At 66.7% G+C, this 7,035-nt stretch carries 8 protein-coding genes, 1 pseudogene and 1 riboswitch; all 9 genes and pseudogenes read left to right on the top strand.

Annotation, left to right across the window (positions count from 1 at the left end; genetic code table 11):
• Nucleotides 1–567 (top strand): annotated as a pseudogene (locus tag BKY26_RS12175) (cobyrinate a,c-diamide synthase); the annotation flags it as partial.
• 1 nt (nucleotide 568) lies between these two features.
• Nucleotides 569–1,294 (top strand): uroporphyrinogen-III C-methyltransferase, encoded by a 726-nt coding sequence (gene cobA / locus BKY26_RS12170; protein WP_071690661.1) that lies wholly within the window; start codon nucleotides 569–571, stop codon nucleotides 1,292–1,294.
• The gene (locus tag BKY26_RS12165) at nucleotides 1,287–1,610 is read left to right on the top strand and encodes a DUF1636 family protein (protein ID WP_071690662.1); all 324 of its coding nucleotides are present in this window, start codon (nucleotides 1,287–1,289) and stop codon (nucleotides 1,608–1,610) included. The genes cobA and BKY26_RS12165 overlap by 8 nt, the downstream gene beginning before the upstream one ends.
• 76 nt (nucleotides 1,611–1,686) lie before the next feature.
• Nucleotides 1,687–1,917, top strand: a riboswitch (cobalamin riboswitch).
• 36 nt (nucleotides 1,918–1,953) lie between these two features.
• Nucleotides 1,954–2,124 (top strand): CbtB domain-containing protein, encoded by a 171-nt coding sequence (locus BKY26_RS12160; protein WP_071690660.1) that lies wholly within the window; start codon nucleotides 1,954–1,956, stop codon nucleotides 2,122–2,124.
• A 27-nt stretch (nucleotides 2,125–2,151) separates the two neighbouring features.
• A complete protein-coding gene (locus tag BKY26_RS12155; RefSeq protein ID WP_245764452.1) occupies nucleotides 2,152–2,859 on the top strand; it encodes a CbtA family protein in 708 nt (235 codons plus the stop codon).
• A gap of 61 nt (nucleotides 2,860–2,920) precedes the next feature.
• Entirely contained in the window at nucleotides 2,921–3,682 is a 762-nt protein-coding gene (cobF, locus tag BKY26_RS12150; protein WP_071690658.1) for a precorrin-6A synthase (deacetylating), read from the top strand.
• A 205-nt stretch (nucleotides 3,683–3,887) separates the two neighbouring features.
• Nucleotides 3,888–4,880 (top strand): D-cysteate sulfo-lyase, encoded by a 993-nt coding sequence (gene cuyA, locus BKY26_RS12145; RefSeq protein WP_071690657.1) that lies wholly within the window; start codon nucleotides 3,888–3,890, stop codon nucleotides 4,878–4,880.
• A 3-nt stretch (nucleotides 4,881–4,883) separates the two neighbouring features.
• Complete coding sequence (gene cuyB / locus BKY26_RS12140; RefSeq protein WP_071690656.1) at nucleotides 4,884–5,561, top strand: cysteate racemase; 678 nt, start codon at nucleotides 4,884–4,886, stop codon at nucleotides 5,559–5,561.
• 96 nt (nucleotides 5,562–5,657) lie between these two features.
• Nucleotides 5,658–7,028, top strand: coding sequence for an MmgE/PrpD family protein (locus BKY26_RS12135; protein WP_071690655.1), 1,371 nt, complete (start codon nucleotides 5,658–5,660; stop codon nucleotides 7,026–7,028).
• The last annotated feature ends 7 nt before the right edge of the window (nucleotides 7,029–7,035 follow it).

The following is a 7,035-nucleotide window of genomic DNA, read 5'->3' as shown; positions in this document are numbered from 1 at the left end:
GCCCGCGACGGGGCGTTTTCCTTCGTCTACCCGCATCAACTCGACGGCTGGCGGCGGGCGGGGGCAGAGATCCTGCCCTTCTCGCCCCTCAACGATGAGGCCCCAGACGACAGCGCCGATATCTGCTGGCTGCCGGGTGGCTACCCGGAACTGCACGCGGGAGAACTGGCTGCCGCCACAAGGTTCCGCACCGGCCTGAAAACCTTCGCAGACACCCGCCCGGTCCATGGCGAGTGCGGCGGCTACATGGCCATGGGAACGGCGCTGATCGACAAGGAGGGCATGCGGCACGAGATGGCGGGGCTGCTTGGCCTTGTGACCTCCTATGAAAAGCGCAAGATGCATCTGGGCTACCGGCTGGCGACGCTGCAAACTGCCATGCCCGGCCATGCGGCGGGCGCGCGGCTGCGGGGGCACGAGTTCCACTACTCTACCATCCTCGACCAGCCCGACGCCCCCTTGGCCGAGGTGGTCGATGCAGGCGGCGCGGCGGTGCCCGAGACGGGATCGCACCGGGGCCATGCCACCGGCACCTTCTTTCACCTGATCGCGGAGGCCACGCGGTAACATGACCGGTTTCGTCAGTTTCGTCTCCTCCGGCCCGGGCGACCCCGAGCTTTTGACCCTCAAGGCGGTCGACCGGCTGGCGCGCGCCGATGCGGTGCTGTTCGACGATCTCAGCTCCGGCCCGATCCTGACCCATGCCCGCGAGGGCGCCGACCTCATTGGCGTGGGTAAGCGGGCGGGCCGTCCCTCGCCCAAACAGGATCATGTCAGCCGCCTGCTGGTGGATTACGCGCGCATCGACCAGAGGGTGGTGCGCCTGAAATCCGGCGATTCCGGCATCTTCGGGCGGCTGGAGGAAGAGACCACCGCGCTGCGTGCCGAGGGCATCCCGTATGAGATCATCCCCGGCGTCACCTCCGCCTCCGCCGCCGCTGCTGCCGCAGGCATTCCGCTCACCCGCCGCCTGACTGCCCGCCGAGTACAGTTCGTCACCGGCCATGACGTGACCGGCGCGCTTCCCGAGGGGCTCGATCTGAAGGCCCTGGCCGATCCCGGCGCGACCACCGTGGTCTATATGGGCAAGCGCACCTTTGCGGGGCTGGTGGACCGGCTGGTGGATCTGGGCCTGCCCGCCGACACGCCCGCGCTCTATGCCGAATCCGTCTCGACCGAGAACCAGCGGCTCCACCGCTCCACCGTGGCAGAACTGGCGCAGGAGTTGCTGACTTCCGACAGCAAGCTGCCCGGGTTGATCCTTTACGGACCGCTGGCCGATGGCGATGTCTGAGATCACGCTGACTGTCTGCACCAGTTGCGCGTTTGGCCAATCCGGTTTCGCGGAGAGACTGCGTTCCGCCCTGCCCGATACGCCAACCTCGACAGTCAACACGGTGGACTGCATGTCAGGCTGCCCGCGCCCCTCGACGCTCTCCGTCCGCGCGCCCGGAAAAACCGCCTATCTCTTCGGCGATCTGACCGAAGCAGACCTGCCGCTGATCCTGGCATTCCTGCCGCTTTACGCCGACTCAAGCGACGGGAATTTTCCCGATGCCCGCGTGATCGGCGACCTGCGGCTCAAGGCCATCGCCCGCATTCCGGGCTGAGGCGTGGAATTTCCCAGCTAGGTCGTTTTCGGGCGCAACCGCGCGTGTTTTCGACATTGACCCAAGCGCCGCGCCAACGGCATACTGAATCCGTGGTGTCCCAATGGTGCGAAGCATCGGGGCTGAAACGGGAACGGGGAAAGGGCGGACCAAGTTGCGGCGCCCATAGCCCCGACCGCCCCCGCGACTGTGAGCGGCGAGCGGCCTTTCATGAACCCACTGCCGGGGCTTTCCGGCGCCGGTGGGAAGGGGAAAGGCTCGGCTGTGACCCGCGAGTCAGGAGACCGGCCACGAAACGTGAAACCAGATATGCCGTCGGGTGTGACGGCAAGGAGAAATGAAAATGTCGCAACTGATTGCCACCGGCTCCGCCACGCAGTCCAAGGTCCTCAGCATCCTATTCGTCGCGCTTCTGGGCGCGGGCGTCCTGTTCCTCGCAGGCCACGCACAGTCGGCCGTGCTGCACGACGCCGCCCATGACATGCGCCACGCAACGGGCTTCCCCTGCCACTAAGGCAGCGGCACGTTACATCCCATGTTGATGCGTATGCTGGCCGGCGGGCTGATCGCCGGCTTTGCAGCAGGGTTGTTTGCAACCGTGCTGCATTTCGCGTTCGTGCAGGACATCATCCTGCATGCAGAACTCTATGAATCCGGCGAACTGGTCCATTTCGGGGAGCCGATGGGCCATGGCGAGGAAGCAGGTCATGACGACCATGGTGGTCATGGCGGGGCGAGCGAGGGCTCTGCCTTCACGCGCAACCTGCTGACCGTTCTGTTCACCGGGCTCATCTATGCGGGCTACGGGCTGGTTCTCGTGGCCGGCTATCAAGTGGCTGGCCTGTTTGGCCGCACGATCACCCCGCAGGAAGGCGTGCTTTGGGGCATTGCAGGCTTTGCCGCGTTCCAATTGTCCCCGGCCATGGGGCTCGCCCCCGAACTGCCCGGTGCGATCGGGGCGGATATCACCCTGCGCCAGTATTGGTGGCTGGGCACCGTGGTGGCGACCGCAGGCGGCTTGGCCCTCATTGGCTATGGCCGTGGTGTGCTGACCGTGATCGCCGGGGCTACGCTTGTGGCGCTTCCACACGCCATCGGCGCCCCGGTGCTGGACGAGTTCTACGGCTACGCGCCGCCGGAACTGGCCGCCGAGTTCTCGGCACGCGTTCTGGGCGTGGCACTGGCGGTCTGGGCGCTGCTTGGCTGGCTCACAGCCCGCTTCGCCGCCCCTGACCCCGACGCGGCCTGAACCGCTGGACAATCCCCATGCCCTCCGGCTACCCCCGGGGGGCATTTTTCATGAGGCCCCCATGATCGCGCTCGACCTGATCGGCATCGGCACCGGCAACCCGCGTCACCTGACCCTGCAGGCCATCGACGCGATCAATGCGGCCGACCTGATCCTGATCCCCACCAAGGGGGCGGAGAAGGATGACCTTGCGGGCCTGCGCCGCCAGATCTGCGCCGATGTGCTGACCGACCCGGCAACGAAAGTGGTGGAGTTCGCCCTGCCGGTGCGCGACCCCGCGATTGCCGATTACCACACCCGCGTGGACGCCTGGCACGATGCGATTGCCGCGATCTGGGTTGAGACGATCCGCACCCATCTGGGTGACGGCACCCGGGTGGCCTTCCTCGTCTGGGGCGACCCCTCGCTCTACGATTCGACGCTCCGGATCGCGGAGCGGGTGGCGGCGCTTTTGCCGCTTAAGACCCGAGTGATCCCCGGCATCACCTCGATCCAGGCGCTGACAGCGGCCCATGCCATTCCTTTGAACGAGATCAATGGCCCCGTGGTCGTCACCACCGGCCGCCAGATCCGCGACAACGGGTTTCCCGACGGAGCGGATACGGCGGTGGTGATGCTGGATGGCGAGTTGAGCTTTCGGGCGCTGGACCCCGAGGGGCTGCGGATCTGGTGGACGGGCTATGCCGGAATGGACAACGAGATTTCTCTGTCCGGCGCGGTTTCCGAAGTTACCGACAAAATCGTCAAGACCCGCGCAGAGGCCCGCGCCGCGCATGGCTGGATCATGGATATCTACCTGTTGCGCCGCAGCACTCCGGCCTGAGCGACGCGCGGGGAACGGCCTTGCAAGGCCGTTGAAAGGCCTTTGCAAAGGCCTTCCCCCGCGCAAGTTAAGAGCTCTGGAAACCGATCTTAAGTTGCGCGAAACCTGATGGAAATAAACCCCTTACGCGTATCAGAACGCTCTGGACGCCGCGACAGGGACAGCGCTACGCTCCGCGCCGAACGCAAAGCCCGGAGCCACGCCCATGCATCTCGCCCGTTTCCCCCGCCTGCACCTCGCGCACCTGCCCACCCCTCTGGAACCAATGGAGCGCCTGTCGAAGGAACTGGGTTGCGAGATCTGGATCAAGCGCGACGACTGCACGGGGATGAGTACCGGCGGCAACAAGACCCGCAAACTGGAATTCCTGATGGCCGAAGCGGTCGAGATGGGTGCCGACACGGTGATGACCCAGGGCGCGACGCAAACGAACCACGGACGTCAGACCGCCGCTTTCGCTGCGAAACTGGGGATGGACTGCCATATCCTTCTGGAAGACCGCACCGGCTACAACAACGACAATTACAACGGCAACGGCAACGTGCTGCTCGACCACCTGCACGGCGCCACGACCGAGAAATTCCCCGGCGGCACCGACATGCCCGCCGAGATGGAGAAGGCCGCCGAGGCCGAGCGCGCCAAGGGCAAGACCGTCTACGTGATCCCCGGTGGCGGCTCGAACCCCACGGGCGCGCTTGGCTACGTCAACTGCGCCTTCGAACTGGTGGGTCAGGCCAATGACCGTGGGCTGGTCATTGACCGGGTGGTCCATGCGACGGGATCGTCGGGCACGCAAGCCGGGCTGGTCACGGGGATGAAGGCGATCAATTCGGGCATTCCCGTCCTCGGCATCGGCACCCGCGCGCCGCAACCGAAGCAGGAACAGATGGTCTATGACCTCGCCTGCCGCACAGCCGAGAAACTGGGCTGCCCCGGCATCGTCGCGCGCGAGGACGTGATGGCCAATACCGATTACGTGGGCGAGGGCTACGGCCTGCCCACGGAAAGCGGGCTGGAGGCGATCCGCATGTTCGCGGAACTGGAGGGCATCCTGCTGGACCCGGTCTATTCCGGCAAGGGCGCGGCGGGGCTGATCGACCTTGCCCGCAAGGGGGAATTCGAAGGGCAGCGCATCGTTTTCCTGCATACCGGCGGGGCGGTCGGGCTCTTCGGCTACGACTTCGCCTTCCGGGGCTGAGCCATGCGGCGGATCGGCATCCTTGGCGGCATGGGGCCGGAGGCCACGATCCTGATGCAGCAACGGCTGCTTGATGCCGTGGCCGCCGAGGATGATTCCGATCACATCCCTCTGCTCATCGACATGAACCCGCAGGTGCCCTCGCGCATCGCGCATCTGATCGAGGGCACCGGCGGCGATCCCGCCCCGGTGCTGGCAGAGATGGCCCGGCGGCTGGAAACCGGCGGGGCCGAGGCGCTCGCCATGCCCTGCAACACCGCCCATTCCTACGCCGCCAGCATCACCGCCGCCGTCGAGATCCCGCTCCTGAACATGGTCACGCTGTCGGCGGACCGGGCGGGCGCTGGTCGGGTAGGTATCCTCGCCTCGCCCGCCACGCGGATCACCGGTGTTTTCGACAGGGCTCTGGAAAAGGTCGGCGCGACCCCGGTCTGGCTGACAGATGACGCGCCGCTGCTGCACGCGATCCGCATCATCAAGGCCAATGGCGCAACGGTCGAGGCGCGCAACATCCTGCGCGCGGCGTCAGAAGACTTGCTCGCCATGGGCGCGGAAACGCAGCTTGTCGGCTGTTCTGAATTCTCGCTGATAGCAGAGGCCGCAAGCGCCGAAGCGCGGGTGATCGACACGCTCGACATACTGGTCGAGGCGGTCGTCGCCTTCGCCACGGCGAAGGGCTGAAACCGACCAAACGGGGCCCTTCCGCGTCGCCACCCGGCAACCGGCGCCGTCCGTCCCGCCGCTACCCTGTTCTTGTGCACAACAGGAACGCCCCCCATGTCCATTGCCATCCCGACCCCCTCCGCCGCCTTCACCCGGCTTGCCGATTTCGCCCTGCGCGGGCGGCCCGACGCCATCCCGCAAAGCACGATGGAGCGCGCCGCGCTCCTCCTGCTCGACACGCTCGGCATCTGCGCGGCCGCCACCCCGATGCAGGCGGGCCAGATCGCCCGCGACACCACACTGGCGCTCTACGGCACGTCGGACCCGGCCATGTCGGCGCCGATGCTGTTCGACGGGCGTCCCGCAAGCCTCGCCGGGGCGGCCTTCGCGGCGGCCACGCAGCTTGACAATCTCGACGGCCATGACGGCTACAACCCCACAAAGGGGCATATCGGCGTGGCCGTGGTGCCCGCGCTCTCGGTTCTGGCGCAGCACCTGCCGGGGCTGACGGGCCGCGAGGCGCTGGCCGCCCTTGTCATAGGCTACGAAGTGGCGGGACGGGCAGGCACCGCGCTGCATGCCAGCGCCTGCGACTACCACACCTCGGGTGCGTGGAATGCCCTTGGCGTCGTGGCGCTGGCCGCCCGGCTGCGCGGCCTGTCGGACGAACAGCTACGCCACGCGCTCGGCATCGCGGAATATCACGGCCCCCGCAGCCAGATGATGCGCGAGATCGCCAATCCCACCATGCTGCATGACGGGTCGGGGATGGGCGCGCTGGTGGGACTGTCGTCGGTCATCATGGCCGAGATGGGCTTCACCGGTGCACCGGCCATCACGCTGGAGGCGCCCGAAGTCGCGTCCCACTGGGCCGATCTGGGGCAGCTTTGGCAGACCGAGCTGCAATATGTGAAACCCTACCCGATCTGCCGGTGGGCCCATGCCCCCATTGACGGCGCGAAACTGCTGCGCGCACGCCACGGGATCGACCACGAAAAGATCGCCCGCATCACCATCCGCAGCTTCGCGGAATCGATCGCGCTTTATCCCGGCATGCCCGACCACTCGGCCCGCGCGCAATACGCGCTGGCCTTCCCGGTGGCCTGGATGCTGGTCGAGGGCCATATCGGGCTCGACCAGATTTCCGGCGAGGGGTTGTCTGACCCCCGTGTTGCGCGGCTGGTGGCCCTGACCGAGGGAGCGGTGGAGGAACGGCACCAGGCGAAGTTCCCGGCGCAGGGTCGGTGGGCCGATATCGAGATCGAGATGCAGGATGGGTCCGTCTACGCCTCGGGCGATCTCAACGCCTCGGGCGGGCCGGATGCGCCTTTCGATGCGAAAACGATCCGTGAGAAATACATGGCTTTCGCCGGTCCGGTCCTGGGTCAGACCCGAGCCGAGGCGATCCGCGAGGCGGTGCTGTCCCTGACCGCGCCTGACGCCCGCTTTGCTTCGGTCAATGAACTGATCACCCCGGCGCTATAGCTTGGAA

Source organism: Nioella sediminis (assembly GCF_001879695.1).
GTDB classification, from domain to species: domain Bacteria; phylum Pseudomonadota; class Alphaproteobacteria; order Rhodobacterales; family Rhodobacteraceae; genus Nioella; species Nioella sediminis.
The sequence above is the reverse complement of the archived record's forward strand: the minus strand, read 5'-3'. Positions and strand labels throughout refer to the sequence as shown.